Source organism: Candidatus Poriferisocius sp., from assembly GCF_965208355.1.
Classification (GTDB): domain Bacteria; phylum Actinomycetota; class Acidimicrobiia; order Acidimicrobiales; family Bin134; genus Poriferisocius.
The window spans coordinates 964,939-991,416 of record NZ_CBDBOM010000003.1 but is presented as its reverse complement, the minus strand read 5'-3'; the positions used below and the strand labels follow the sequence as shown (position 1 = coordinate 991,416).

The following is a 26,478-nucleotide window of genomic DNA, read 5'->3' as shown; positions in this document are numbered from 1 at the left end:
CCATAGCTGGCACCGAAAACCGGTGGCTGTCCGCCGGGCCGACCCTCTCAGCTGTAGGCGCCGGCGGCGCGGAGGCGGCGTTCTAGGTGGTGCTCCATGGCGGAGGTGGCCAGGTGCTCGACTTCGTCGGTGGCGGGCGAGGCGGGCAGGGCCAGGGCGGCGCTGAGACTGCCGCCCAGTACCATGCGCAACAGCTCCAGTGCGTCGGGCGACAGAGGCGATCCCCGGCGGCAGTTCCGACACAGAACCCCGCCGCTTCCGTAGTCGAAGGCCGCTAATTCGTCTATGGCCCCACACGACGCGCACGCTCCCACCTCGGGGCCCACTCCGTCGTGGACTAGGAGCTTGAGGTAGAAGGCGGGCACCACCAGAGCCGAGTCGCCTGCGTCCAGCGCCCGCAGCCCGCCCAGCAGCATCCGATACAGGGCACCGTCGGACTCCCGGTCGACACCCACCCGGTCGACCGCCTCCAGCATGGCCATGGCCTTGCCGAGGCGACCTAAGTCCTCCCGCACGGCGCGAAACTGGTCCACGGACTCGGTCTGGGTCACCACATCGAGCTCGCTTCGACCCCGGTGCAGTTGCACCTGCACGTGGCTAGTGGGCTCAAGGCGCCCCCCGAACCGGCTGCGGGTTTTGCGAACACCCTTGGCCACTGCCCGCACCTTGCCGTGGCCCCGCGTGCAGAACACCACGATGCGATCGGCCTCACCCAGCTTGTAGGTGCGCAGCACAATCCCCTGGTCTCGATAGAGGCTCACTGCAACAAGCCTCTCACTCCTTAACCGGGAAGAGGCTCATGGTGCCCCCGTTATCTGACTCGACCGAAGCGACGGTGGCGGTGCTGGTATTCGGCGATGGCGGCGAACAGGTCGTGGCGGGTGAAGTCGGGCCACAGCACATCGCTGAACACCAACTCGGAGTAGGCCAGCTCCCACAGCAGGAAATTGGAGATCCGGTATTCCCCCGAGGTGCGGATGATGAGGTCGGGCTCGGGCATCTCCTGGTCGTAGAGGTGCCGGGCGATGGTCCGCTCGTTGATCATGCGAGACGGAATCCGCTGGGCGGCTATGCGCTTCACCGCATCCACGATCTCGGCTCGGCCGCCGTAATTGAAGGCCACCGCCAGCGTCATACGCGTGTTGTGCTCGGTGAGCTCGATGGCCTCGTCCATCTCTTTGATCAGACCCTTTGGCACCCGCCAGTCGCGCCGACCGATGAAGCGGATCCGCACTCCCATCTCGTTCAACTCGTCGCAGCGCCGCCGCAAAATCGTGCGGTTGAAGTTCATCAGAAAGCGCACCTCGTCATCGGGCCGGTTCCAATTCTCGGTGGAGAAGGCATACACCGTGAGCCACTCGATGCCCAGCTCCAACGCACCCTCGATCACATCGAACAGGGCGTGCTCGCCTTGCTCGTGGCCCTCGGTGCGGGCCATTCCCCGCTGCTCGGCCCAGCGCCCGTTGCCGTCCATCACGCATCCGACATGGCGAGGGATTCGATTCATATCCAGACCATGACCCGACAAGTCCACACCTGCACGGTACTCCCCCGCGAGCCCCGATTGTGTGCGGGAGAGGGCCTTCAATTGGGTTTCTCCGCGATTGCGCGTCCGGTCACAGGTAGCGTCGGGGCGATGCCGGAAATCGCCGCCGTAGACAAGGCCCTGGAAGCGGCTGTCTCATCGCTCGACGGCGGAGGAGAGCGGCGGCCCGGACAGCGGGACATGTGCCATGCAGTAGTCGAGGCCATGGAATCGAGACGACACCTGGTGGTGGCCGCCGGCACGGGAACCGGTAAGTCGCTGGCCTATCTGGTGCCCCTGGTCCTGGGTGAAGGCCCCTCGGTGGTGGCCACCGCCACCAAGACCCTCCAAGACCAGCTCGTCGACAAAGACCTCCCCCAGCTCGCCGAGGCCTTAGGACGGCCGGTGCGATTTGCCGTGCTCAAGGGCCGGTCCAACTATCTGTGCCTACAGCGGTTGGACGAGCACCTCCAAGACGACCAGTTGAGCCTGGAAATCGCCGACGGTCCCAAAGCGGAGATCAACCGGCTGGCGGTATGGGCCGGGCAAACCGACACCGGCGACCGAGCCGAACTGGACTTCGAGCCCTCCCCTGCGGCTTGGGATGCTCTCAGCGTGTCGGGCCGGGAGTGCCCGGGAGCTCAGCGCTGCCCGTCGGGGCCGGTGTGCTTCGCCGAGAAGGCCCGCCACAGGGCAGACGTGGCCGACATCGTGGTGGTGAACACCCACCTCTACTGCCTGCACCTGTTCAGCGACACCCCGCTGCTACCCGAGCACGAGACCGTGGTCATCGACGAAGCCCACGGTCTGGAGGACATCGTGTCCGACACCGCGGGCTTGTCACTTACCGGCGGGCGATTCGACGACTTGGCCCGCTCAGTGCGCGCCGTGGTGGCCGATTCGGCCGCCGCCGGCGACCTCGAGGACGCCGGCGTGCTCTTGCGAACGACACTGACCCCATTCAGGGACAAGCCGCTGCCCTCTCCGCTTCCCGACGAGCTCCAGCGAGTTGCCATCGTAGCCCGGGGCCGGGTGGAGCAGGCCCTCGTCGAGCTGCGAGGGATACCCGACGATGCTCCCGGTGACGTAGCCCCCCGAAAGCTGCGGGCCATGCTGGCCGCTGGCGCACTCGCTGAGGACTTGGCTCGGGCGGTGGAGGCCACGCCCGCTGAGGTGGCCTGGGTATCGGGCACCGAGTCGGCGCCCGCCTGGCGCATTGCCCCTGTCCAACTCGGCGAGTTGCTCACCGAGAATCTGTGGAACCACACAACCTCAGTGCTGACCAGCGCCACCATTCCCATGAATCTGGGGGAGATTTTGGGACTGCACTCCGACGAGCACGAGGCCATCGACGTGGGCAGCCCGTTCGACTATGAGGCCAACGCCCTGCTCTATTGCGCCAAGCACCTGCCCGATCCCCGCAACCCCGGCTACGAGCCAGCCCTGCATGAAGAGCTGGCTGCCCTAATTGAGGCCGCCGGAGGTCGGACCCTGGCGCTATTCACCAGCTACCGGGCCATGGACCGGGCCGCCGAGGTGCTCCGTGAACAGCTCGAATTCGAGATCTACACCCAGCGCGACCTCCCCAAGCCTGAGCTGTTGCGGCGCTTCTCCGCCGAAGTGGAGAGCTGCCTGTTTGCCACCATGAGCTTCTGGCAGGGGGTGGACGTGCCGGGCGAGTCGCTGTCGCTGGTGGCAATCGACCGGCTGCCGTTCCCACGGCCCGACGATCCCCTGCTTGAAGCCCGGCGGGAGCGTTACGGCAGCGATGCCTTCCGCCTCGTCGACCTGCCCCGGGCCGCCACCCGGTTGGCTCAAGGAGCCGGGAGGCTGATCCGACGGGGCGACGACCGGGGCGTGGTGGCAGTGCTGGATTCCCGAATGGCCACCGCCGGGTACCGCTGGGAGCTGGTGCGAGCCCTGCCCCAATTCCCCCGCACCGCCGAGCGGGACCGGGCCGTGACCCTGCTGCGGTCGATCCGCGACGGTGTCTGACCCACAGATCAGGACCTACAGGTCGGAGCCTACAGGTCGGGACTGGCCATGGACCCCGGTCCGTAGCCGAAGCGGTCGAGCATCTCGGGACGGCGCTGCCAGTTCTTCTCCACCCCCACGTGCAATTCGAGGAACACGCCTTTGGGGAGTTGGGCTCGAGCCGCGGTCCCCACTTGTTTGAGCACCGAGCCCTTCTTGCCAATCACCATGGGCTTCTGCGACTCCCGCTCCACCAGGATCTCCACTTTGATGCGCGGCCACTCCCATTCGGTCACCGCCACGGTGATGGAGTGGGGCAGTTCCTCTCGGGTCAACGCGAGAAGCTGCTCCCGCACCAACTCGGCCACCCAGCGGGCCTCAGGCATGTCGCGCACCATTTCGGGTGGGTATAGGGGCGGGCCGGGAGGCATAAGTTCGCACAGCCGGTCCACCAGAGCGTCCACCCCCTTGCCGGTGCGGGCCGAGGTGGGGAAGTACTCGGCGAACTCGAGCTCGCCGGCCGCAGCCAGCTGGGCCACCACCTTCGATCGGGGGGCGGCGTCGGTCTTGGTCACCACCACGATGGAGTCAGGGCTGAGCCGCTCCGCGATGAATCGGTCTCCCCGCCCCAGCGGACGAGTGGCGTCAATGCACAGGCACACCACATCCACATCGTCGGCAGCGTCGGCCGCGGTGGCGTTCAGGCGCTCCCCCAGGGCCGTTCGGGGCTTGTGGATGCCAGGGGTGTCCACAAACACCACCTGCACATCGTCGCGGTGCAGCACTCCGCGCACGGCGTGGCGGGTGGTCTGAGCCTTGTCGGACACAATGGCCACTTTGGTGCCCACGATGGCGTTAACCAAGGTGGACTTGCCCGAATTGGGCCTTCCCAGCAAGGTAACGAAACCCGACCGGAAGCCCTCCCAGGGGTTTTGACCTCCGAAGTCGCCGACTACCTCGTCTGTCGGCGTGTCTCCCTGCTCGGCCACGCCGACCAGGCTACCCCTCAATTGCCAGCGTCCTGCCCCTGCCGCCCGGGTACCGTGAGCCCATGGCCAGGTCGAAACCGGGATCGAGCAGCGAGCAGGAGCACACCAAGGTGGTGGCCACCAATCGCCGCGCCCGGCGGGATTTCGAGATCCTCGACGAGTACGAGGCCGGTCTGGTGCTGGTGGGCTCGGAGGTCAAGTCGCTGCGGGAGTCCAACGTGACGCTAACCGAGTCGTACGCCCGCATGGCCGACGGCGAGCTGTGGCTACAGTCCCTGCACATCGCCCCCTACAGCCACGCCGACGCTGCTGTGGGCCACGACCCCGACCGACCCAAGAAGCTGCTGTTGCACCGGGGCGAGCTCAACCGCATCAAGGCCCGCCTCGAGCAGGACCGCCTCACCGTGGTGCCCCTATCGCTCTATTTCAAGCAGGGCCGGGCCAAGGTCCTGATTGGCATAGCCCGAGGCCGCCGTCGAGCCGACAAGCGCCAAGCCATCGCCGAACAAGACGCCCGCCGCGAAGCCCGCCGCGAGATGGGCCGAGCAGCCAAATCCTGAGTATCAATCCAACAGGGCGTCGGAGCGGACTCGTTCTTGTTCAGCGTGCTCGTGTGCGGGCAAGACGCGGCCGAAGAGCTGGCGGGTGCGCTCTACGCGGCCGATCACGCCGGGTTCGGGGGTGTAGGCCAAGATGGTGGTGTGGCGAGGCCTAGACGATGCCCCCACCCTGGTCACCCGGTGCATCGAGAAGCGGCCCATGAAGATTTGAAGATCGCCAGGTTGAAGGTCCAGGGTCTTCACCCCGTTGCGGCCCCCGGCCAGCACGTGAGCGATGGCGTCAAACCCCTCGTCATCGGCTGATCGGATGCCGGGCGCGTACTCGAACACACCGCCCTCGTCGGCAGGCTGCACCAGCACGGTGACAGTGAACTCGTTGGTGTCGAAATGCCAGGTGAGTTGCTGGCCCGGATCGCAGATGTTGGTGACCAGCCGGGCCAGGGGATCGTCGTAGCAGTACAGGATGGGAATCTCCAGACAATCGGCCAAGAAGCGGGCCACTTCCGAAGACTGGAACAGAATGTCGGTGGCGCAGTCCCGGTCCCAGGCATCGCCGGGTATGAAACCGCTGGTGCGCTCAATGAAGGTGTTTACTGGGTGCTCGACTGGGTAATCGGGATTGAATGCAGTGTGGAAGTACGGGTTGATCACCTGGGTCGAGTAGTGGGTGGCGTGCCTGCGCTCGAGCACCTCGTCGTTGAGCAGCTCAACGGCTTCGGCACTCACAAAGCGGTTGAGGACGGCACAACCCTCGGCCCGCAAGCCGACCCGGGCGTCGTTTACTGCTTCGATATAGGAAGCCGAGGTCGGATCATCGATCGGGAATGCCTCCAGATCAACCAAGTCAGCCAATTCGATGGGCGAGGTCTGATTCATCACACCTCCCAGTGGGGCGTCCAGTCGCCGTCGAGTTGCAGGCAGACTCCGGCATCGTCGGCAATGCGGCGTGCAACGCTCAGCTCTGCCGCATCAGCGCCGTAGCGCTGCGCGGCGCGCTCAAACGCATCCCGGGCTGCCGCCGTCATAGGAAGCTCGGCGCCCACGCTGGCCTCGAGCTCAGCAATCAAGTCCAGGTCCTTGAGGCACAGCTCGAGTGGGAACGACGGGTCGTAGTGGCCGGCGAAGATGCTGGGGGCATCGTGGCGAGCCACGAAGCTGTCGCCCACGCTGTTGCAGATTCCCTGCCACAGTGTTCGCAATTCGACGCCGTTGGCCACCCCCACTGCTAGCCCCTCCCCCAGCGCGGCTGCGGCCGCGAACCAAAGCTGGTTGGTCACCAGCTTCACCACATTTCCTGTGCCCAGCAGCCCGCACTCCAGCACCGTGCCAAGATGGCTCAGAATCTCTCGGACCGCGGCCACCGGTTCGGGATCGCCCCCGGCGAACAGGGTGAGCTCCCCCCGGCGAGCGCCGTCAACTGCCCCGGTCACCGGTGCATCAACCACCGCCACGCCCTGCGGAGCGACCGCGGCCAGCTCTAACACCACCTCCCGGCGGTTGGTCGTCAGATCAACCCAAACCGAGCCAGGCTTCAGCGCGGCCAATACCCCTTCGGGCCCTGCCATCACCGCTTCTACATGGTGGGGGGCGGGCAATGAAGTCAAGAAGAAGTCGGCGTCCTCTGCGCACTCGCGGGCCGACTCCCCGGCCACTGCGCCAGCCTCGACTGCGAAACGCAGCGCTTCATCACTGAGATCAAACGCAGTCACCGGATAGCCCGCGGCCACCAGCCGCCGGCACATGGGGCCGCCCATTGTCCCCAACCCAACGAAACCAATCCGCAGTTGAGCCTCCTCTGATCCGGGCACCTCGCCATACCCGGCCATTGGCCGAGAATCTAGCCCAGAATCCCCGCAGAATCAGGCCCCTTGTCGGCGGCGGAACCCGCATCGAGGCAAACGAGGCCGCCAATTCCAGCGGTCTGCTGTCTCACTGGGCCGGTATCATGGCAGGGCACCTTGACAAGAAGTGCACACGGGGCTGATCGGTTTCGACGTTGGGACCGGGGGCTGCGCTGTGCGACCCGAGTTGCTCAGACTCGCAAAACGGGGCAACCAACTAAACGGCAACGACCGTGAACTTCTCGCAGCCTGATTTTTCTGGCCAAGAGAAGCACCGCGACCGGTAACGGCACGCGGGGCCAGTCCATCGCAGCCCGGCAACAGAAGCGGTGGAGACAGTAGGGACAGACCACTGACGGCGGGAAAGACCGCTGGCTCCGGGGAACAGACCCGGTGGCGGGCCCCCTAGCGGGGGCCACCCGACCCGGCGACGCAGCTGCCATCGACGCTGCACACCAGGAATGGTCGTATCACAGACAGGCACCGCCCAGCGGACGGGGGTTCGATTCCCCCCAGCTCCACCAGCTATGGCGAATCAGCGACATGTGCCTGGGCTGGTAATCCGATGGCTCTTGTCTGAAAGGAACCTGTCTGCACATATGTGCTGGTCTTGAGTCGACGCGATCGCGACACTACTTGTATTTATCTATCGCCCTGTTATATAACTCTTGATGTTAGATAACATTTTTGGGCGAGAGGCATGACCCCGGAAACGAAAAACCATAGTGTAGGCCCAGTTGAGCTACCCATGATGGGCGATCCATCGGCTGCCTTCGGCGACTGCGTTTCGTCGTTGTCGAAAGTGGTCTCCGCGGCGGTCAGACTCGAGATGGAGCGAAGCGACCTCCGTCCCTACGAGTTCGCCGTGATGCAATTGTTCTGCCAGCGATCCGATTGGACCGCCACCCAACTCGCCGAGAAGCTGCCTCTTGATCCCTCGCGCATAAGCCGTGTCGTCGATCAACTGGTGAATCGGCGCCTCTTGCGCCGGAGGCGATCAAAGACCGACCGACGGATCATAAATCTGGTATTGACCGACACCGGAGGAGAGATGATCGCCGCAGCGCACTCCAGGATCATCTCCTACCAAGCCGCTCTCATAGAAGACGTGAGCAACGAAGAACTGAGCGGTTTCTTCGCCACTGCCCGCAAGGTCATCCAAAACTTCACCGACCTGGCACAAAGTGATGCCTAGGCCTCCAGCTGAGGAGAATCTACTGACCTGAGGATTCTTCGAGCTTTTGTAGGTTCTTCTTGATCTTTTCGGTGGTTGAACGAAAGCCGGCTAGCTCTCTGCTCCCCACACCCCGCAAGAGCGTCGACTCGTGTGCTTCCATCTGTTGGGAAATCTCTTCGGCCAACTCCGCCCCCCGGTCGGTGAGGGTCAAATAGACCACGCGGCGATCCGTGCGGCCCCGCCGACGGCGCAGAAGGCGACTGTCAACCATCTTGGCCACAAGCCGGCTCATGCGCGATGGATCAATGTCGAGGTGATCCAATAGCTGGGTTGCGCTCCACTCATCTTGCTTGGCAAAGAGCTGCAAAACGGCAAACTCATTCACATGAAGGCCGTGGCGCTTGACCTCGCGTATCACGCCTGATTCGATTGCGCTGTCCAGGCAAGCCACGCTTTCTTGCAGTGTCATGGACTGGTCGTCCTGTCCAATTTGAGAGGATTGTTCAGACACTTGCTGCACCTTGCTTGTTGTAATGGTCCGATCACTGTGGAGCGCGCCAATTCGTAGCGCACCTTATCTAAGCAGAGTACAGGATCAAACGCGCAACTTTCGGGTCTTATAGACAACTACCCATTCAATAGTGCCTGACCACCCCATTGATTTGGCCCGACCGTTAGCTGAGTCAATCGTTACAGTCACGACTACATCACATAAAGATCACAATTTATTTTGGCCGACTTTGCCGTTTAACATGGGCGCGCAAAGTCCTCCGATTCCAGCTATGACTGCCGGCACATAGCGCAATGACACTTGGCGACCGTACCTGTGGTGAAGCTTGTAACACTGAGAGCCAGACTTCGGCAACTCTTGACTGACCGGACTGGAAAATTCAGACCTCGGTGGCTCGCCAGCAGTACCAGGCGGCGACACTGCGATAGGGGCGGAACTGGTCACCAAGTGGTTCTAATTCATCGGCAGTGGGTGCCTCGGTCCAACCGTGAGCCAGTCCGTAGCCTCTGCGGACCCCGAAGTCTCCCACCGGCCAGACGTCGAGGCGTCGCAGCGAGAAGATCAAGAACATCTGGGCGGTCCATGTTCCGATGCCCCAAACCTGACTGAGCCGGTCGATCACCTCCTGGTTCGACAGCCGGCCCAAGCAGGCCAAGTTGAGCGAGCCCTGCTCGCAGTGGGTGGCCAAGTCGAGCATCGCACGGGTCTTGGCCCCCGACAGCCCCGCGCACCGCAGCGGCTCCTCACCCAGCGCCAGCACCGCCCCCGGTGCCCACTCCGGTGCCTGCTCCCGCACGCGACCCCAGATTGCGCCAGCCGCCTTGCCGGCCAGTTGCTGGTAGGCAATCTCCCGGCTCAGCACCTCGAACCGCTCCCCCACGGTGGGCTTGGTGCCGAATCGAGCCGGCCCAAAACGCTCTACCAATCCGGCCATCACCTCTGAGGTCTTGCTCAAGGCATGGCTGGCCTCGGTCAAGCTCACATTTCCCACGGCCAGATCTTGCGCCTATTCGTGCCCGAACGCCCAGATCAGGCGTCAGCAGAATCGGATACCGGCTTGACGATCACCCGAGCGATGCGCCGACCGGTGACCCGCTCCACCAAAAGCTCCCAGCCGTCCATAATCAGCGTCTCCCCCTCTTCGGGCACGTGACCCAGGGTGTTGAATATCAGCCCACCCACAGTGTCCCAGTCGCCGTTGGGCAATGGCGCTCCCAGCACCTCGCTGAGTTCGTCGATTGGAACTCGACCGTTCACCCGCACCGTTCCCGGGGCCATCCGCTCGATCATTGGCTCCTCTATGTCGAACTCGTCGACAATCTCGCCTACCAGCTCCTCAATGAGGTCTTCCAGCGTGACAACTCCGGCGGTGCCCCCGTACTCGTCCACCACTATGGCGATGTGGAACTTCTCAGCCTGCATCTCCCGCAGTAATAGGGCGATGCGCTTTGTCTCCGGCACGAAGCGTGGAGTGCGGGCCACCGCCACCGCCGGGGAGGCTTCGCCCTTGTCCCGCTCGGCCCGCATCAGGTCTTTGGCATGGACTACCCCCACCACGTCGTCAATGCCCTCGGCGTAAACCGGCACCCGGCTGTAGCCGTGCTCGATCACGATGCCGATGGCCTCACTCACCGTGTGCCGGTCGCTCATCGCCACCATGTCGGTGCGGGGCACCATCACCTCCCGCACCACCGTGTCGCCGAATTCGATTATCTGGCCGATCAGCTCTCGCTCCTCGGGCTCGATGGCGTCGGACGCCTCGGCCGCCTCGGCCATGGCCAACAACTCTTCCTCAGAAACCTGAGGTGCTTCCCGCCGCCAGCTGGCCTGCACTAGCCGACGCAGCAGCCCGAATCGGCCCAACACGCTCACGATGATCCCCATCGCGAGGCGGTGACCGCGGTGGCCTCAGCCAGAGCGAGCAGCTCCCGCTCCCGGCCTTCCATCTTCTGGGCGTCGCGGTCGTCTATGTGGTCATAGCCCAGCAAGTGCAGGGCACCATGCACCACCAGCAGGGCCAGTTCGTCGTCGATAGACGCACCGCGGGTCTCAGCGTTGGCCGCCGCAATCGACGGGCAGATCACCACGTCGCCCACCAGTCGGGGCTCATCGGGACCCCGTGGGGCGCTGCCATCGTCAGCGCCGAAGGCAAGCACGTCGGTGGGGCGGTCGATGCCCCGATGGGTGGCGTTGAGGGCGGCCATTTCACCCGCTTCAACGAATGAGAGCCCTGCCTCCCAGGGAACCGGCACCTGCTCTTCGGAGAGGACCCGGCGCAACAGCCCGGCCCAACGTTCCTCGTCCACCGTCAGATCCCGCTGGCCGTCCAGAACCACGACCACCGCTGCATCAATGTCAGAGCCGCTGGGTCTAGGAACCCCGTCTCCGTCGGCCGTCACTGCTGGGCCCGCTCGTAGGCGTTCACAATGTCGGCCACGATGGGGTGGCGGACCACATCGCGAGAACTCAGGTGGACGAACGACAGGCCGTCAATCCCGGACAAGATCTTCTCCAAGGACACCAGCCCGCTGCGGCCTCCTTCGACGTCCACCTGGGTTACGTCGCCGGTCACCACTGCTCTTGAACCGAATCCTATGCGGGTCAAGAACATCTTCATCTGCTCGGGGGTGGTGTTCTGGGCTTCGTCAAGGATGATGAAGCTGTCGTTGAGGGTGCGGCCTCGCATATAGGCCAGCGGAGCAATCTCGATGACCCCCCGATCGATCAGAGACTGCACTTCTTCGGTGTCGAGCATGTCGTACAGAGCGTCATAGAGCGGGCGCAAATAGGGGTCGACCTTGGCGATCATGTCTCCGGGCAGAAATCCCAGCCGCTCCCCCGCCTCCACCGCAGGGCGAGTCAGAATGATCCGCTCCACAGTGTGGGCCTTCAGCTCCCGCACCGCGGTAGCCACCGCCAGCCAGCTCTTTCCGGTGCCAGCCGGGCCGATGCTGAAGGTGATGATGTTGCTCCGCATGGCGTCGACATAGCTGCGCTGGCCGGCTGACTGGGGACGAATGACCCGGCCCCGTCCCGACCGCAGCACGTCGGTGTCCATGACACCCGAGGGACTCTCATCTGCCTCCACCATCTTGATCGCCCGGCCCAGAGTACGGGAATCGAGCTGGTGTCCGCCTTGGACGAGCAGGATCATCTCGTCGAATAACCCGGCAACACGGTCAGCACCTTGGCCCGAGACCGTGATCCGGTTGCCCCGTACAAAGATGTCGGCATCGGGGAACGACTGCTCTATTTGGCGGAGGTGCTGATCCCGCTCACCCAAAAGGGCGGCCATGAGCCCATTTCGAGGAATATCTATGGTGACCGGCGCTGCGGTGGTCATTCAGGAGTCGGAGTCTGCGTCGCTGTCATCGCCCTCCGCATCGGCGCTACCGGCGGGGACAGGGTCGGGATAGAGATGTCCGAGAGTGCCGGGCTCGATGCGGCTGCGCTCGATGAACGCATCCACATCAGCCTGCTTGACCCGGATAACTCGACCCATTCGATAGGCGGGCAGACCCCCCTCATTGATGAACCGGTACAGCGTTCGCGTGGTGATACCCAATCGCTTTGCCGCTGTCTCGGTGTTCAGCCACACAATCTGGGTGTCGCTCATCTACCCACACTCTATCCCGTACCAAGGGCCGGCACCTCAAAAATCTGGCAAAGTTGACCTCGGGCCCTCATTCCCGCGAACACTGACTTTCATGAATTGTCATACAGCTTCACTCGGCGGAGGCGGATCGTTGGCATGGCGCAGCATCTGCACTGCACTCACGATAAGCAAGATGGCAAAAAGGACGCCTGACAAGCGGGGGCTGAGCGCACTCGCACCAAGTGCGCCAACAAATGCCGATGCCACCCCCGATGACCCGACGACCAGCGCTGACTTTGGGTCGATATTGCCAGAGCGGCGGTTTCGCAAGGTGCCGATGATGGCGGTGGGAAGGATTACCAGCAGCGAGGTGCCCTTGGCAGTGGGGTCAACGAAGCCGAACAGCAGAATCAGCGCCGGAATCATGATCACGCCGCCACCCACCCCCATGGTCCCTGACAGCAATCCGGTAGCCAGGCCACAGGCCACATAGGCAAGTGCCAAGGCGACGGTAATGTCACTGTGGCCGTCGGTGTCAGGGGCGAAAGCCAAGAAGCGAGCCGCAGTGGCCAGAAGAAGTAGGGCGAATCCAATCCGAAGCGACCGGATAGGAACTTCGTTGAGCAATGACGTGCCGACGGTGACCCCCACAGACGAGCCGGCGAAGATCAGCAAACCGGGTAGCCAGGCCACCGATCCTTCGAGCAGAAATCCGCCCAGCGCCGACGCGGAGATGAGCACCATGGCCCCCAGCGACGTGCCGTGGGCCCGGCGCTGCTCCATGCCCAGCAGCAGTACCAGACAGGGAACCATGAGAATCCCGCCGCCTACACCGAACACCCCGGACAAGAAACCGGTAGCCACCCCGACTCCGACCGGCCCCCACTTCGAGTTGATTCCCCACTTCGACTTGTTCATGACATAGCGATGATTGCAGTGTCAGGGGCTATAACAGCAGTCACTCGGTAGAGGCCTGCTCGCGGAGCACGTACTTCAGCACCTTGCCCGAGGCGTTGAGGGGCAGGAACTCGGTGAATCGCACCCGACGGGGCACTTTGTAGTTGGCCATCTGGTCGCGGCACCAGGCGATGACATCGGTCTCAGTGGGATCGGCCCCGGGGGCGGGCACCACCGTGGCCACCGCCACCTCCCCCAGTCGGTCATCGGGCAACCCAATCACTGCCACCTGGCCGATCTGGGGGTGGGCCAACATGATGTTCTCGATTTCGGCTGGATAGGCGTTGAACCCACCCACGATGAACATGTCCTTCTTGCGGTCGGTGATGTCGATGTTCCCCTGTTCGTCCATCACCCCGATGTCGCCGGTGTGGAGCCAGCCGTCGGCGTCGATGGCTTCTGCGGTCTGCTCGGGGTCGTCCAGGTAGCCGAGCATCACGTTGTAGCCCCGCACCACGATCTCGCCAGGCTCGCCCCGGGGCATCTCGCTGCCGTCGTCGTCAGTTATCTGCACCTCTACGTCGGGAATGGCCCGACCCGAGGTGTTGGCGATGGTCTCGGGGTCGTCGTCGTGGCGGCACATGGTGGCGATGCCCGACGCCTCGGTGAGGCCGTAGCCGGTGACGATGGTCTCGAAACCCAGGCGGGCCCGCATCTGGAGGATCATCTCCACCGGGATGGCGGCCGCCCCGGTCACCGCCAGGCGCAGGGTGGACATGTCGAAGCTGTCCAGATCGGGATGGTTCAAGATGGTCTGGTAGATGGCCGGTGGTCCGGGCAGCATGGAGATGCGCTCTTCGGGGACCCGGGCCATCACCGCCGGCACATCGAACACTGCGTGGGGGATGTTGGTGGCTCCGGTCATGAGACAGGCCAAGATGCCCGAGTTGAGGCCGAATGCGTGGAAGTAGGGGTTGACAATCAGGTAGCGGTCGCCCGCCCGCAAGCCGATCACATCACACCACGACTTGAACCCCCGGCAGATGGCGGCGTGGACCAGCATGGCCCCCTTGGGCAGGCCGGTGGTGCCCGAGGTGAACATGATGTGGCACAGATCGTCGCCGCTCACTGAGGCGGCCCGGGCGTCGCCGTCGTCCTCGGACACCTGCTCGGCCCGCTGGAGGAAATCGGCAAAGCCGGAGGTGCCCTTGGGGACGGACCCCCGCAGCACCACAATCTCGTCGAGGCTCTTGCCACCGTCGGCGTCCCGAAGCAAAGCGACGTAGTCGGTGTCCAAAAAATCGGTGACGGTGAACAAGATGCGGGCCCCGGACTTCTGGAGAATGAAATCGGCCTCGCGGCCCTTGAACCGGGTGTTGACCGGAACCAGCACGCCTCCGGCCAGATGAATCCCCAGCCCGGCCACCACCCATTCCCAGATATTGGGGGCCCAAACCGCCACCCGATCGCCCGGCTCGATGCCCGAGGCCATCAGAGCCCGGGCCGAGCCCCGGACGCGATCGCGCAATTCCGGGAAGGTCCAGCGCACATCGCCGTCCACCAGGGCCTCCAAGTCGGGGAACCGGCGGGCCGCGTCGTCGACCAACTCGCAGATAGTGGTCCACGGAGCATCGGACATGGCTGCGACCCTAATTCACTGCTTTCGCCACTTCGGAGTTGGCCGCTCAGTCAGCGGCTTGGACCGCTCCCTGAGCGATGAGGTGGGCAATTTCGCTATCGCTGAGACCTAGATCGTCGGCCAAGATCGATCGGGTGTCCTCCCCTAGCCGGGCGGATCGGTGGGTTACCCCCACTGTTGCGTCGCCCATGGCGAATGGTTTGGCCGGCACAGGGATGCCGGGGCGGATCTCGGCAATCAGTCCCCGGTCGGCAGCCCAATCGGAGGCGGCCAGCTCGGATACCGAGCTGATGCGGGCCGCGGGCAGCGGCTGGCGCTCCACAACTTCGGCCAATTCCTCGTAGGTAGTGAATCCCGCTACCAACCCCCGAAGCACGGCCAGGGCCTCTTCCCGGGTGGGCTGGTCGGGGCAGTCCTCCGCGTTACCACCTAGCGCAGCCACCCACCGAGGCAACATTTGCTCGGGATTGCCGATCAGTGAAACCGCCTGTCCGTCGGCGGTTCGGGCGACGGCGTAGTTCCAAGTGTCGAATTCCCGGGGTCCGTCATAACCCGAGAGGTCATTGCCCGCCTGGTCGTTTGCGTAAATGAGGGTCTCAGCCATGGCGACGTCGAGGTGTTGGCCGGTGCCGGTGTGTTCCCGCTGGTAGAGCGCGGCCAACACCGCAGACACCGAAATGAACCCGGCGTAGAGATCGCCGTGTTGGTGGATCTCCTGGAGCGGCTCGGCCTCCCGGAGACGAGCGGCCAGCTCGATGGTGCCGGCCACGGCGTGCATCATGGGGGCGTGGGCCCGGCGATGGGTCCACGGCCCGGTTTGGCCGAATCCGGTGATGGAGCAGAACACCAGCGGGGGGTTGCGGGCCGACAGCTCCTCATACGACAGCCCGTAGCGGGCCATGACGCCGGGACGGTAGTTCTCCAACAGCACGTCGGCCCGGTCGGCCAGCGCGGCTACCAGATCGGGAGCGCCTTCGGCTTTGAGGTCGATGCAGATGTTGCGCTTGCCCGCATTCATGTGGCTAAACGTGACCCCGATGCCCTCAGAGTCCACCGGCGGTACCGGCCGGGTGAGGTCGCCGGTAGGCGGCTCAACCTTGATGACATCGGCACCCAAGTCGGCCAGCACCCGCCCGCAGATCGGGCCCGAGAAGATCCGGGTGAGGTCCACCACCCGAATGCCAGCGAGCGGCCCGGCATTCATGGCCGACAAGACGCGGCCGGGCCCGACCTGCCGCCGGTGAGGCAGCCGATCGGGCCCGGCACAGTCGCTATTGGTTCAGTTGGCTTACCGGTCGGGGTCGCCGTAGCAGACGAACTCGTAGGCCACCGCATATTCCGCGTCCACCACCTGCACCATGCCGGTGCAGTCAGGGGCGATTACGTGGTCGGCCGGCCACTTCACCGAGCCGAGACCGCCGGACTGCTGGGTGGTCTCAAAGCCGTCGATGTTGACCGCCTGATAGAAGCTGGCCGTGTTCAGATCCTCGCCAGCAGCGGCGATCATCTGGATCATCAAATCGGCCGACCAGTAGCCCACCAAGCTACCGAAGCCGGGGAAGGCCCCAACTGCCTCGTAGTCGGCCAAGAGCTGCTGAATGGCCGGCTGCGAAGAATCCTCAACTGGGGGCACCTGGGTCACGGCGTAGCCGCCTTCCAGGGCTTGGCCCAAGTCAGGGCTGGACCCGGGGAGGCCAGGAACGTAGGTCAGATAGTCGGCCACCGGGCCCTCATATCCCGAAGCGGCAATGGTTGCCTTCAGGGTGATAGCTCCGGCAAAGTCGGTGGACAGGATCACCAAGTCGGGCTCGTGCTCCAGCACCGTGTTCACGAACCGGGTGGGATCGGTGATGCCGCCTGCACTTGCAGTAGGAACGAAATCGTTGAACGCCAGTTTGCCGGCCCACAGCGTTTCGTACAGCGCATGGCCGGCGCGGCCGGCGTCGTCGTCGCTATTGAAGATGCCGACCACAATGTCCTCGGTGCCGAAGAAGTCGTACCAGATGTTCTGGACCGACACCAGAGGATCGGCGCCCTCGACCCCGAAGGCATAGCCGCTCAAGCAGCCGTTGAAGCCGAAGCCCCAGTCGTTGGGGGCGCAGAACCCGGGCATGAACCCCCAGCCGGTGAAGGGCACCTGGTTCTCGGCCAGGTAGTCGGTGGTCTGAGGAAGCGAGACCGCCGAGGTGACCATGATGCCGAACACCTCGTCGTTCTCCACCATGCTTCGGGCCCCTTCAAAGTTGGCCTGCGGATCGCTGCCATCATCCACGTATTGCACGAGTTCGACTTGCCGACCGCCGGGCAGTTCGCCGTCGCGGTTGGCTCGTCCGAGGCGGGCGTTGATGCCGTCGGTGAATCCCCCGTACAAAGCATCCTGAGTCATCGCACCCAGGCGCACAGTGTCGTCGCTCACACCCCGAGTGGATGGCTCGAAATCAATCTCGTAGGTGAAGGCTCCCCACGTGCGGGAGGTCGCCATCTCTTCGTCGTCCATCGGCTCGTCATCCATGGGCTCTTCGTCGTCCATCGGCTCGTCATCCATGGGCTCTTCGTCGTGCTCGTGGTCGTCGTCGTCCTCGTGCGCATGGTCGTCGTCGTCCTCGTGCTCATGGTCGTCGTCGTCATCCATGGGCTCCTCAGCAGGCTCATCAGCCGGGGCCGGTGCAGCGTCTGGGGCCGGAGCGTCATCGTCGTCGTTGCCGCAGGCGGCAACCACCAACGTGAACGCAGCCAAGAGCGCGAGAAGCTTGTACAGCAAGGATTTCTTCATGTCCCCCTCCGAATCATGGGCTGCCGACATAGTAGGACAGAGGTTCGCGGGCTGTCACCCCGGCATGGCCGGTGTCAAGAAGAGGTGGCTTCACCCAGATAGGCGGCGTCGAGCTGGTCGTGATCCACCTCGGAGCGGGGGCCGTGCCAGGTGATGTGGCCCAAGCTGATGAACGCCACCGAGTCGGCTATCTCCAGCACGTCGCGGGCCTTTTCTTCTACCAATAGCAGGGCTACGCCCCGCTCCTTGAATTCGATGAACAGCTCGAGGATCTGATTCACGATGAGCGGAGCCAGCCCCAGCGACGGCTCGTCGGCGATTAGCACTTCGGGCGGGTGGGCCAGCAGCGGTGCCAGGGTAAGGATCTGCTGCTCACCCCCTGAGAGATTGCCAGCCAGCTGGTTCTGGCGCTCTCCCAGGATGGGAAACCGATCACAGCACAGCTCTCGGTCATCGGCGTTGGGCAGCCAAAGTTGCAGATTCTCCCGCACGGTCAGCCCGCTGAAAATACCCCGGGCCTCTGGGGCCAGCACCACGCCCCGGCGGGACCGGCGGTGGCTGCGCAGCGCCGTGATGTCCTCCCCGTCGAACCGGATCACACCGTGGGTGGCAGCCAGTAGGCCGGAGGCCACCGCGCAGGTGGTGGACTTGCCAGCGCCGTTGGGACCCAAGAGCGCAGTGATCTCACCCCGGGGTACTGACAAGTCAATTCCGTGCAGGGCCTCCACCAATCCGTAGCTGGCCCTCACCCCCACGAGTTCGAGGGCAGGCGGGTGATCGCCCACGTACTGATCGCCCGACGGCTTGGCTGCCTCTGGAGCCTCGGAAGGCTCGGAGGCGGCCATGGCAGTGCCTGGAGCTGTGACAGTGGCTGGAACCTTCTCGGCAACAACAGTTCCCTCGCTCCACGCCGCGAGCCGCCGGCGCCAAGCATCGCGGCGAACCCGGTTTTGGGCCGCGGTGAACGCGAGGATTCCATCGGGCTCGCGGGCGAGTTGCATGGCGCCGAGGCCGAACATGAAGGCGGTGATGTTGCGGGCCTCGTCGTACTGGTCGAACCCGTCCCAGTCGATGGGGTACCAGGAATACACGCGTGCCAGGCAGATAAAGGCCAGCACCGCCAGCACTCCGAGAATGGGCGGCGAGAACGGAAGCCCCACTTGCCGGTCTCGGATGGCGGTGAACAATGCCGCCGCCCCGAATACTGAGGCCACCAGCACCACATGCCACGACTCCATCCAATCCCAGTGCCAGCCAGTGCCGAATGTGTGTCCGCTGGCCGCCACCATGATGCCGGCCATTACCGCGGCCCCGGGCCGGCGTATGCCGACCAAGATCACCACGGCCAGCCAGAACAGGCCGGCTTGGGTGGTGGCGGTGAACGGAGTCACATTGCCGATGAAGGTGGCGAAAAACACCCCACCGAACCCGGCCAGCAATGCCGACAGGGCGAATACCGCCAGCTTGGTGCGAACGATGGAATGGCCAGAGGTGGCCGCGGCAGGCTCGGAGTTGCGCACCGCGATGATGGCCCGGCCCGTGACCGAGCGCTGGAGGTTTCGCACCAGCCAGCCCGCGGCCAACACCAATATCACTAACAGCACGGCAAGGGACTTCTCGTCTTCTAAGTCGAACGGCCCCAGTTGGGGGCGGGGGATGTCCCATCCCTTGGAGCCCTGGCCGTTCTTGAACCAGCTCCACTCGAACAGCACCCGCTCACTCATGAAAGCCAGGGCCAGGGTGGCCAAAGCCAACGGCAAACCCCCCAGCCGCAGGGCGGGCAAGGCCACAACCACGCCGAGCACACCGGCAATGATCACGCCCACGATCAACGCAGGGATGAACGGCAGCCCGGTCTTGTCCAAGATCAGACCAGCAGTCATGGCCGCCATGGTCACGAAGGCCGCTTGAGCCAGGCTGACCATACCGCCGAGGCCGGTAAGCAGCACCCAGGACATGAACACCAGGCCAAAGGCCAGGCCGGTGACCCAAAGCCCTAGCCAGAACTGGTCGGCAAAGACGAAAACCTGAAGCACGATGAACACCGCGCCCAGGAACCACGGCAGTCGAACACGCCACGCCGGCAGGTCGTCGGTGTAGACGGTGGCCGGAGGGGCGTCGGCCACCACCCCGCTGCGCCGAGTCCGCTCCCGGGCCATAAACAATAGACCCACCAACAGAACTACGAACGGCACCGAGCTTTCGAATCCCCGAATGTCCTGGGCAAAGGTGGCGTAACGGCCCACCCAGCTGGTGACCACTCCCAAGGCCACGCCCCCGGCGAAAGCCAGCGGAATGGAGCGCAACCCGCCAACCACCGCGGCGGCGGTGGCGATGAACATGAACACGTTGTATTGATTGGACTCCAGCGAGTTGAACACCGGGGCGCCCACCACTCCGGCCATCCCGGCCAGCATGGTGCCGATGATCCAAGCGGCCGACGAGGTGAACTTTTCGCTGACCCCCCGCAGCCCGGCCAAATCGGGTCGATCCACCACGGCCCGCATTTGAAGCCCCATACGGGTGTGGCGCATTAGGGCCCACAGTCCAGCCGCGACGACCACTGCCACTACCAGTACCGCCCACTGGTTGCTACTGATGCGAAGGTCGAAGCTGCCGAGGTCGTAGGTCCAGGTCTCGCTGGGTACCTTCCAAACCCCGGGGGTGAGGAACACGTAGTCGGTGGATTGGAGACCCCAGTCCCAGGTCTTTGTGCCCAGGTCGACGATTAAATCGGTGAGGGCAGGCAACGCCACCAGAATTCCGATGGTGGCCATGACTTTGGCCGCGTCGTTGGCCCGAGCCAGGGGTCGGAATACTGCCACGTTCAGGAGTTGGCCCAGCAATGGGCAAAACACCAGCACCACGAGGAAGAACGACAGCAGCCGCATGCCCAGGCTCTCGATGCCCAGGGCATTGATCAATTGGAAGTAGAGCATGGCCGAGGTGTAGGCGATGCCCCCGTAGGCCAGGTTGAAAATGCCGGTGGAGGTGTAGCTCAGCGTGAGCCCGGCGGCGATCAGCGAGTAGATGGAACCGGCAATGGCTCCGCTCACGAGCAATTGGATGAACTCGCCCACCCGATTATTTCCCCCTGGACTATTCGACCTGCGCCACTCTAGTGGCCCGCTCTGATCGGTACATTCGTCCCATGGACGAAGTGCTATTAGACGACCTCGCTGCCGAACACAAGGTGTTGGACCACCTGGTAGCCCGGCTGCCTCAAGAATCGTGGACGAAGCAGTCGCCGTCGCCGGGCTGGACGCTGGCCCACCAGATACACCATCTCGATGTGAGCGAGGGGGCCGCCTTGCTGGCACTGACCGGCCACAGCGACCGAGTATTCGCCCCCACCGGCCGCTGGCCCGACCGGCCGCTGGCCCGACCGCCCCCTGCCCGATGATCCAGCCGAGGTGCTGGACAATTGGCGGGGGTCTCGGGCGGCCAGTTTTGAGGCAATGGCCGGGCTGGACCCCAAATCACCGGTGATCTGGGGCGACGGCCCCATGACCTGCCGATCCTTCGCCACCGCTCGGCTCATGGAGACCTGGGCCCACGGACTCGATTGCTTCACCACCCTCGGCGCCGAACCGGTTGACACCGACCGTCTCCGACATGTGGCCCACCTGGGCTTCCGGGCGCTTCCCTATGCCTTCCGCAGCCAAGGCATCACACCGCCCGCCTCCCTCTCCGAGCTCCGCTTGGAACTGACGTCGCCGTCGGGCCAGTTCTGGACCTACGGCGAAAACAGTGCCCCTCAAACCATCACCGGCTCAGCCGCCCATTGGTGCCGAGTAGCCACCCGCCGCATGGCTGCCGAAGACTCCGACCTCCTCGCCACCGGCCCTCTGGCCCGATCAGTCCTATCCACCGCCCGCGCCTACCTGTCAGACGGCGCATAGCCCCGGCACGCCGAGGCCACCAAAAACATGGCAAAATTCGACATGCCCACAACGCGAGATCAGATCCGAGTCATCGACGTCGATACGCACCTGACTGAACCCCACGACCTGTGGAGCAGCCGGGCCCCGGCTGACTACGTCGACCGCCTCCCGAAGGTGGCCGATGTGGACGGTCGGCCCCACTGGGTTCTCGACGGAGAAACCCTGGGCTTCGCCACCGCCAGTGGGGTGGTGCGTCCCGACGGTAGTAAGGCCCTGGGCACCGAGTTCATGGGCTGGACCATCGACCAAGTCCATCCCGGCGCCTACGACATGGACGCCCGGTTGGAGGTCATGGACCAGGTCGGCATCCACGCCCAGATCATCTACCCCAACCTGGCCGGCTTCGGCAGCCAGAAGTTCGGCCAGATCGAGGACGTGGAGCTCAAGCGCCTGTGCGTGTCTGTGTACAACGACGCCATGGCCGAGATCCAGGAGAATTCCGGAGAGCGGCTGTTCCCCATGGGGCTGATCCCGTGGTGGGACATCGAAGGCTCCCTGGCCGAGTCCGAGCGCATCGTGGATTTGGGCTTGCGAGGAATCGTGATGTGCAGCGATCCCCAGCTCCGGGGCCTACCCGATCTGGGCGAGGATGCGTGGCGACCGATGTGGGAGTTCTGCTGCGACCACGAGTTGCCGGTGAACTTCCACATCGGGGCCAGCGAGAGCTCTATGGGTTGGTTTGGCACCTCGCCATGGCCCTCGCAGGGTGACGACGAAAAGCTGGCCATCGGCTCAGCCATGATGTATCTGACCAACGCCCGGGTCCTGGCCAACCTGATCTTCTCCGGGGTGTTGGAACGCCATCCGACGCTCAAGATCGTGTCTGTGGAGTCGGGAGTCGGCTGGATCCCGTTCGTGCTGGAGTCGCTCGACTACCAGATGGAGCAGCTGCGCACCGACGTGCAGGCCCAGTTCAGCCTGAGCCCCAGCGAGTACTTCCGCCGCCAGATGTACGGCTGTTACTGGTTCGAGGACCTGTCCCCAGACAAACTCATCAACCAAGTCGGTCCCGACAACGTGCTGTTCGAGACCGACTTCCCCCACCCCACCTGCCTGTACCCATATGGCCTAGCCCAAGCCACCGATGCGTTGAGCGATGTGGGCGAGGACGTGGCCCGCAAGGTGCTCCAGGACAACGCCGCCGAGCTCTACAAGATCGCGGTCTAAGCCGCTGATTTCTCTCTACAGATCCTCGTAGTCAATTCGATCGCTGCGGGCCGGTTGGCGGCCGGTGCGGAAGGGGGACAGCGGGGAGTCCACCAACAGGAACCGGTGCCAGCCTTCCACCAGGTCGTCCACCGCGGCGCGCCACCGAGCCAGTCCCGGGTCGGTGCGCTGGGCCTTCTCGAAGTCGGCCCACGCCTCCCAGGTTGGAATGGCCCATAACAGGAAGGCCTCGTTGTCGGCCACCATGGCCGTCTCCCACGCTCCAGCCAGTTCCCAGCCGAAGGGCTCATAGGCAGCGATGGCGTAGGAGCGCACCCGCTCCAAGAAATCCGCTGACGTTCCCTGCTTGAGGCTGACCTGCTCGTGGGCGTAGCATTCGCCGGTCACCCCGTCGGCGCACAATTCCTCGATAGTCCGGGTCCACGGCGCGGGCACCAGCAAGCGGTCGGTGCCCGAGCGCCGGTAGTTGGCGGCCTGCGCCCACCACTTGGCCAGCTTGGGATCTTGGGCGCCAGCGCCCTGGCACTCGAGGCGGAACGAGGTTGCCATGCCGTCCCACCCGTCCTCTTCCCACAGGTTCAGCACCTGAGGCCAGCCCCTGGTAGTACCGACGATGGCCCACACCCCATAACAGAGCTGATCGCGCTCGTCTTGGGCGATGGGCGACCAGTTGGCCGTCATGTGGTGCATGTAGTTGGCCCGGTGATGGCCGATGATGTCGATGAACTCGTGGATGTAGAGCTTGTGGTTGGCCACGATCAGCCCTAGTCGCCGCGGTCGAAATTGGGGGTGCGCTTGTTCAAGAAGGCGTCCACCGCCTCCCGATGGTCGTCGGTGTCGAAGGTTATGGCCTCTAGCGCGAGGGCCAATTCGTAGAGGCGGTTGACCCGGTCTTCCAGCTCCTTGTTGCACAACCGCTTGTTGAACTCGATGGCGTGGCGGGGGCCAGAAGCCAGCCTCCGGGCCATGGCGGTGGCCGAAGCCAGCACTTCGTCGGCCGGCACAATGTGGTTGGCCAGCCCGAAGCGCTCGGCTTGGTCGGCGTCGAGGAGGTCACCGGTCATGAGCAGCTCCTTGGCCCGATTGAGCCCCACCAATTGGGGCCACAGCACCGCTCCCCCATCGCCAGCTACCAACCCGGCGTTCACATGGGGGTCGCCAATGCGGGCCGCATCGCTCATGTAGACGATGTCGCAGAACAAGGCCAACGACGCCCCCAACCCGATGGCGTGGCCGTTGACCGCGGCCACCATGGGCTGGCGGACCCGCAGCGCCCCCCGGGCGATGTCGATGCCGTCGTCGAGCAGGTCGAGACGGCCATCGGGATAGCCGGTTTCCAGATTCTCCTCCATGGTCGCGAAATCGGCCCCCACGCAGAACGACCGGCCCGCCCCGGTGAGCACCACCGCCCGCACGTCAGCATCCCCGGCGATGCGGTGGTAAAGATCCCGCAGGTCCAAGTGCATCTGCTTGTTGAGGCCGTTGCCGCGATCAGGCCGGTTCAACGTTACGGTGAGCACACTGCCGTCTAGCCCGGTGGCGATGGTCTCCAGTTCATAGCGGTCAGCCATAGGGGTAGCTTGGCACTTCGGTGGTCGGGTGGTGGATTTCAGGCCAGGTGGGGAATGCTGGGGGCCATGAGAGCTTGGGTGGTTGAAGGTACGGGGGCGCCGGGTGAGGTGCTTCGGCTGATCGACAAGCCTGTGCCCGATTCTCGGGAGGGGACGTTTCTCATGGAGGTTGGCGCGGTGGGCGTCGGCCTGCCCGACGTCTTCATGTGCAAAGGGACCTACCCGCTCGCACCGAAGGAGGGTTCGTTCACTTCAGGCCAAGAGGTGTGCGGGACCGTGATCGAGGCGGGCGACGGAGTGGAATTGGAACCCGGTCAACGGGTGATGACCGTCACCTCCTTCCAGACTGGCGACGGCGGTTTTGCCGAACAGTGCCTGGGCTTGGGCCACTCGTGGTTCACCGTGCCCGACTCCATGGACGACGCCGCCGCGGCCGGGTTCCTGATTCCCTACCACACGGCCTGGATCGGCCTGGTGCGACGAGGCAGTTTGGCGGCGGCCGAGACCCTGTTGGTGCTGGGAGCGGCCGGTGGCACCGGGGCGGCGGCCTGCTCGCTGGGGGCTGCGCTGGGTGCCAGGGTGATCGCCGTGGCCGGGGGGCCGGAGCGGTGCGAGGCGGCGGCGGGCTTCGGTGCCCACCAGACCGTGGACCATCGAGATGGCGACATCGCCGCCGCAGTCATGGAGCTGACCGACGGACGAGGGGTAGATGTGGTGTATGACCCGGTTGGAGGCGATGCCTACACCGCCGCCACTCGATGTGTGGCCCGCGACGCCCGCATCGTGCTCATCGGATTCGCCAGCGGCGAGTGGGCGCCGGTGAACGTCCGCCACATGGTGCAGCGCAACTACTCGGTTGTGGGGGCCATCCCGGCCCGATACAGCCGGGAGGAGCGGTTGGACGACCACCGTGAGCTCAGCGCCCTGTGGGACGCGGGCAGCATCACATCAGTAGTGAGCGCCACCTACTCACTTGAAGACCTGCCCGAGGCCATGGCCGCCCTGGAGTCTCGCCAGGTGATCGGTCGGGTGGTGCTGGACCTCTCGTCGGGCTGAGATTGCTGAGAAGCCGACGAGTATTCTGCGAAACGCAGCTACCAAGGGAACCAAGGGAGCACATCGTGGAATTCGCCATTTTCTTGCAGGGATCGCCTAGGCGGGGTGGAGCCCGCAGCCCCTACTGGGAGCATCAGGCATTTGAGAACGAGCTGGAAATGGTGCGGGTCGCCGACCAGCACAACTGGAAGTACATCTGGGTGAGCGAACACCACTTCTTGGAGGACTACTCCCACACCTCAGCCAGCGAAGTGTTCATGGCCTATTCCTTCGCCCAGACCTCTCAGATCCACATGGGATCGGGCATCTTCAACCTCAATCCCATCGTGAACCACCCCCTCAAGCTGGCCGAGCGGGTGGCCATGCTCGACCACATGAGCAAGGGCCGCTTCGAGTTCGGCACCGGCCGGGGGGCGGGCAGCCACGAGATCGGCGGCTTCGGCATCGACCCGTCGGAGACCAAGGCCAACTGGGATGAGGTGATCTGGGAGTTTAAGAAGATCTGGGGCAGCACCGCCTACTCCCACCCCGACGGCACCGCCTTCCAGACCCCCCAGGCCGGCACCTGGGGCACCTTCAACGTGCTGCCCAAGCCCTATTGCCACTCCCATCCACCCATGTGGGTGGCGGCGGGAAACACCCCCACCTATGAGAAGGCCGCCCGCCACGGCCTCGGGGTGCTGGGGTTCAACGTATCGGCCATCTACGACATGGCCCCCCACGTGGAGGCCTACAAGAACGCCATCCCCCAGGCCGAGCCGGCCGGCGAGTACGTGAACGACAACGTGATGATCGCCAATGGGCTGGTGTGCCTGGAAGATGGCCAGGAGGCCCGCCGAGTGGTGTGCGAGCAGATGCAGCTCAGCTATCTCCAGTCTTTGGTGTTCAAATACCACGACACCTTCCCCAAGCCTGAGGGCCTGCCGGTATACCCCGAGTTGGTCCCCGAGCCGACCATCGAGGATGTGGAGGAGCGCATCGCGGCGGGGTTCCTGCTGTGCGGTGACCCCGACGAGGTGCTCGAACAGGTGAAGCGCTACGACGAGATCGGCTGCGATCAGGTGTCGTTCGGCCTCCCTATCCAGCTAGACCATGAGGTTTGTCTGGAGACCATCCGGTTGTTCGGCACCCATGTGATTCCCAAGCTGGACAAAGACCCGCTGCACCGCAGCACCCGCCAGCGCATCGAGTACGGCGGCCCGCTGGAGATGACCCCCGACCCGCTGTACGAAGTCCCCAGAGCTGAGGAATTCAAGTAA

26 protein-coding genes and 1 other RNA gene are annotated in these 26,478 nt (G+C 64.4%); 9 read left to right on the top strand and 18 right to left on the bottom strand.

What is annotated here, in order from left to right; translation table 11 throughout:
• Positions 1-47: 47 nt before the first annotated feature.
• Both recO and uppS read right to left on the bottom strand, forming a co-directional pair.
• Complete coding sequence (gene recO, locus ACOGXH_RS05885) at positions 48-761, bottom strand: DNA repair protein RecO (RefSeq protein ID WP_419928179.1); 714 nt, start codon at positions 759-761, stop codon at positions 48-50.
• 50 nt (positions 762-811) lie between these two features.
• Positions 812-1,507, bottom strand: coding sequence for a polyprenyl diphosphate synthase (uppS, locus tag ACOGXH_RS05880; RefSeq protein WP_419928178.1), 696 nt, complete (start codon positions 1,505-1,507; stop codon positions 812-814).
• A gap of 129 nt (positions 1,508-1,636) precedes the next feature.
• Between uppS and ACOGXH_RS05875 the strand changes: the two genes are divergently transcribed.
• Positions 1,637-3,520, top strand: a complete 1,884-nt coding sequence (locus ACOGXH_RS05875) for an ATP-dependent DNA helicase (RefSeq protein ID WP_419928177.1) — start codon at positions 1,637-1,639, stop codon at positions 3,518-3,520.
• Positions 3,521-3,549: 29 nt separating this feature from the next.
• On the opposite strand, the gene era is transcribed toward ACOGXH_RS05875, so the two are convergent.
• Complete coding sequence (gene era / locus ACOGXH_RS05870) at positions 3,550-4,488, bottom strand: GTPase Era (RefSeq protein ID WP_419928176.1); 939 nt, start codon at positions 4,486-4,488, stop codon at positions 3,550-3,552.
• A 62-nt stretch (positions 4,489-4,550) separates the two neighbouring features.
• On the opposite strand from era, the gene smpB reads away from it, so the two are divergent.
• Positions 4,551-5,048, top strand: a complete 498-nt coding sequence (gene smpB, locus ACOGXH_RS05865) for an SsrA-binding protein SmpB (RefSeq protein ID WP_419928175.1) — start codon at positions 4,551-4,553, stop codon at positions 5,046-5,048.
• 3 nt (positions 5,049-5,051) lie between these two features.
• Here the strand turns inward: smpB and ACOGXH_RS05860 are convergent, their stop codons facing one another.
• A complete protein-coding gene (locus ACOGXH_RS05860) occupies positions 5,052-5,924 on the bottom strand; it encodes a HalD/BesD family halogenase (protein ID WP_419928174.1) in 873 nt (290 codons plus the stop codon).
• Positions 5,924-6,874, bottom strand: a complete 951-nt coding sequence (locus ACOGXH_RS05855; protein ID WP_419928173.1) for an NAD(P)-dependent oxidoreductase — start codon at positions 6,872-6,874, stop codon at positions 5,924-5,926. The genes ACOGXH_RS05860 and ACOGXH_RS05855 overlap by 1 nt, the downstream gene beginning before the upstream one ends.
• A gap of 150 nt (positions 6,875-7,024) precedes the next feature.
• Here ACOGXH_RS05855 and ssrA point away from each other — a divergent pair.
• Together ssrA and ACOGXH_RS05845 are read left to right on the top strand one after the other, a co-directional pair.
• Positions 7,025-7,413, top strand: a transfer-messenger RNA (tmRNA) gene (ssrA, locus tag ACOGXH_RS05850).
• Between the two features lie 176 nt (positions 7,414-7,589).
• Complete coding sequence (locus ACOGXH_RS05845) at positions 7,590-8,084, top strand: MarR family winged helix-turn-helix transcriptional regulator (RefSeq protein WP_419928172.1); 495 nt, start codon at positions 7,590-7,592, stop codon at positions 8,082-8,084.
• Between the two features lie 19 nt (positions 8,085-8,103).
• Here the strand turns inward: ACOGXH_RS05845 and ACOGXH_RS05840 are convergent, their stop codons facing one another.
• The 11 genes from ACOGXH_RS05840 to ACOGXH_RS05790 form a co-directional block, all read right to left on the bottom strand.
• On the bottom strand, positions 8,104-8,577 hold the full coding sequence (locus ACOGXH_RS05840; protein ID WP_419928171.1) for a MarR family winged helix-turn-helix transcriptional regulator: 474 nt from the start codon (positions 8,575-8,577) through the stop codon (positions 8,104-8,106).
• Between the two features lie 379 nt (positions 8,578-8,956).
• Complete coding sequence (locus tag ACOGXH_RS05835) at positions 8,957-9,559, bottom strand: DNA-3-methyladenine glycosylase family protein (RefSeq protein WP_419928170.1); 603 nt, start codon at positions 9,557-9,559, stop codon at positions 8,957-8,959.
• A 47-nt stretch (positions 9,560-9,606) separates the two neighbouring features.
• On the bottom strand, positions 9,607-10,449 hold the full coding sequence (locus ACOGXH_RS05830; protein ID WP_419928169.1) for a hemolysin family protein: 843 nt from the start codon (positions 10,447-10,449) through the stop codon (positions 9,607-9,609).
• Positions 10,446-10,976: an rRNA maturation RNase YbeY gene (gene ybeY, locus ACOGXH_RS05825; protein ID WP_419928168.1), complete on the bottom strand. Its 531-nt coding sequence runs from the start codon at positions 10,974-10,976 to the stop codon at positions 10,446-10,448. Before ybeY ends, ACOGXH_RS05830 begins: the two co-directional genes overlap by 4 nt.
• The gene (locus tag ACOGXH_RS05820; RefSeq protein WP_419928167.1) at positions 10,973-11,920 is read right to left on the bottom strand and encodes a PhoH family protein; all 948 of its coding nucleotides are present in this window, start codon (positions 11,918-11,920) and stop codon (positions 10,973-10,975) included. Before ACOGXH_RS05820 ends, ybeY begins: the two co-directional genes overlap by 4 nt.
• Positions 11,921-12,193, bottom strand: coding sequence for a helix-turn-helix domain-containing protein (locus tag ACOGXH_RS05815; protein WP_419928166.1), 273 nt, complete (start codon positions 12,191-12,193; stop codon positions 11,921-11,923). It abuts the gene before it with no gap.
• Positions 12,194-12,292: 99 nt separating this feature from the next.
• Entirely contained in the window at positions 12,293-13,090 is a 798-nt protein-coding gene (locus ACOGXH_RS05810) for a sulfite exporter TauE/SafE family protein (RefSeq protein WP_419928165.1), read from the bottom strand.
• Positions 13,091-13,130: 40 nt separating this feature from the next.
• Positions 13,131-14,708 (bottom strand): FadD3 family acyl-CoA ligase, encoded by a 1,578-nt coding sequence (locus ACOGXH_RS05805; protein WP_419928164.1) that lies wholly within the window; start codon positions 14,706-14,708, stop codon positions 13,131-13,133.
• A 46-nt stretch (positions 14,709-14,754) separates the two neighbouring features.
• On the bottom strand, positions 14,755-15,912 hold the full coding sequence (locus tag ACOGXH_RS05800) for a CaiB/BaiF CoA transferase family protein (RefSeq protein ID WP_419928163.1): 1,158 nt from the start codon (positions 15,910-15,912) through the stop codon (positions 14,755-14,757).
• Between the two features lie 84 nt (positions 15,913-15,996).
• Positions 15,997-17,481: an ABC transporter substrate-binding protein gene (locus ACOGXH_RS05795; RefSeq protein WP_419928162.1), complete on the bottom strand. Its 1,485-nt coding sequence runs from the start codon at positions 17,479-17,481 to the stop codon at positions 15,997-15,999.
• 74 nt (positions 17,482-17,555) lie between these two features.
• Complete coding sequence (locus ACOGXH_RS05790) at positions 17,556-20,561, bottom strand: ABC transporter permease subunit (protein ID WP_419928161.1); 3,006 nt, start codon at positions 20,559-20,561, stop codon at positions 17,556-17,558.
• Between the two features lie 71 nt (positions 20,562-20,632).
• On the opposite strand from ACOGXH_RS05790, the gene ACOGXH_RS05785 reads away from it, so the two are divergent.
• From ACOGXH_RS05785 to ACOGXH_RS05775, 3 genes are read left to right on the top strand one after another with little or no spacing between them, the layout of a single operon-like run.
• Positions 20,633-20,884, top strand: a complete 252-nt coding sequence (locus ACOGXH_RS05785) for a maleylpyruvate isomerase N-terminal domain-containing protein (protein ID WP_419928160.1) — start codon at positions 20,633-20,635, stop codon at positions 20,882-20,884.
• Positions 20,874-21,383 carry a maleylpyruvate isomerase family mycothiol-dependent enzyme gene (locus ACOGXH_RS05780; RefSeq protein WP_419930331.1) on the top strand — a complete coding sequence of 170 codons (510 nt, stop codon included), beginning with the start codon at positions 20,874-20,876 and terminating at the stop codon, positions 21,381-21,383. Before ACOGXH_RS05785 ends, ACOGXH_RS05780 begins: the two co-directional genes overlap by 11 nt.
• Before the next feature lie 27 nt (positions 21,384-21,410).
• Positions 21,411-22,592: an amidohydrolase family protein gene (locus ACOGXH_RS05775; protein WP_419928159.1), complete on the top strand. Its 1,182-nt coding sequence runs from the start codon at positions 21,411-21,413 to the stop codon at positions 22,590-22,592.
• Between the two features lie 15 nt (positions 22,593-22,607).
• On the opposite strand, the gene ACOGXH_RS05770 is transcribed toward ACOGXH_RS05775, so the two are convergent.
• A complete protein-coding gene (locus ACOGXH_RS05770) occupies positions 22,608-23,348 on the bottom strand; it encodes an NIPSNAP family containing protein (protein ID WP_419928158.1) in 741 nt (246 codons plus the stop codon).
• Between the two features lie 8 nt (positions 23,349-23,356).
• A complete protein-coding gene (locus ACOGXH_RS05765; RefSeq protein ID WP_419928157.1) occupies positions 23,357-24,163 on the bottom strand; it encodes an enoyl-CoA hydratase/isomerase family protein in 807 nt (268 codons plus the stop codon).
• 66 nt (positions 24,164-24,229) lie between these two features.
• Between ACOGXH_RS05765 and ACOGXH_RS05760 the strand changes: the two genes are divergently transcribed.
• Complete coding sequence (locus ACOGXH_RS05760) at positions 24,230-25,219, top strand: NADPH:quinone oxidoreductase family protein (protein WP_419928156.1); 990 nt, start codon at positions 24,230-24,232, stop codon at positions 25,217-25,219.
• Positions 25,220-25,284: 65 nt separating this feature from the next.
• A complete protein-coding gene (locus ACOGXH_RS05755) occupies positions 25,285-26,478 on the top strand; it encodes an LLM class flavin-dependent oxidoreductase (RefSeq protein WP_419928155.1) in 1,194 nt (397 codons plus the stop codon).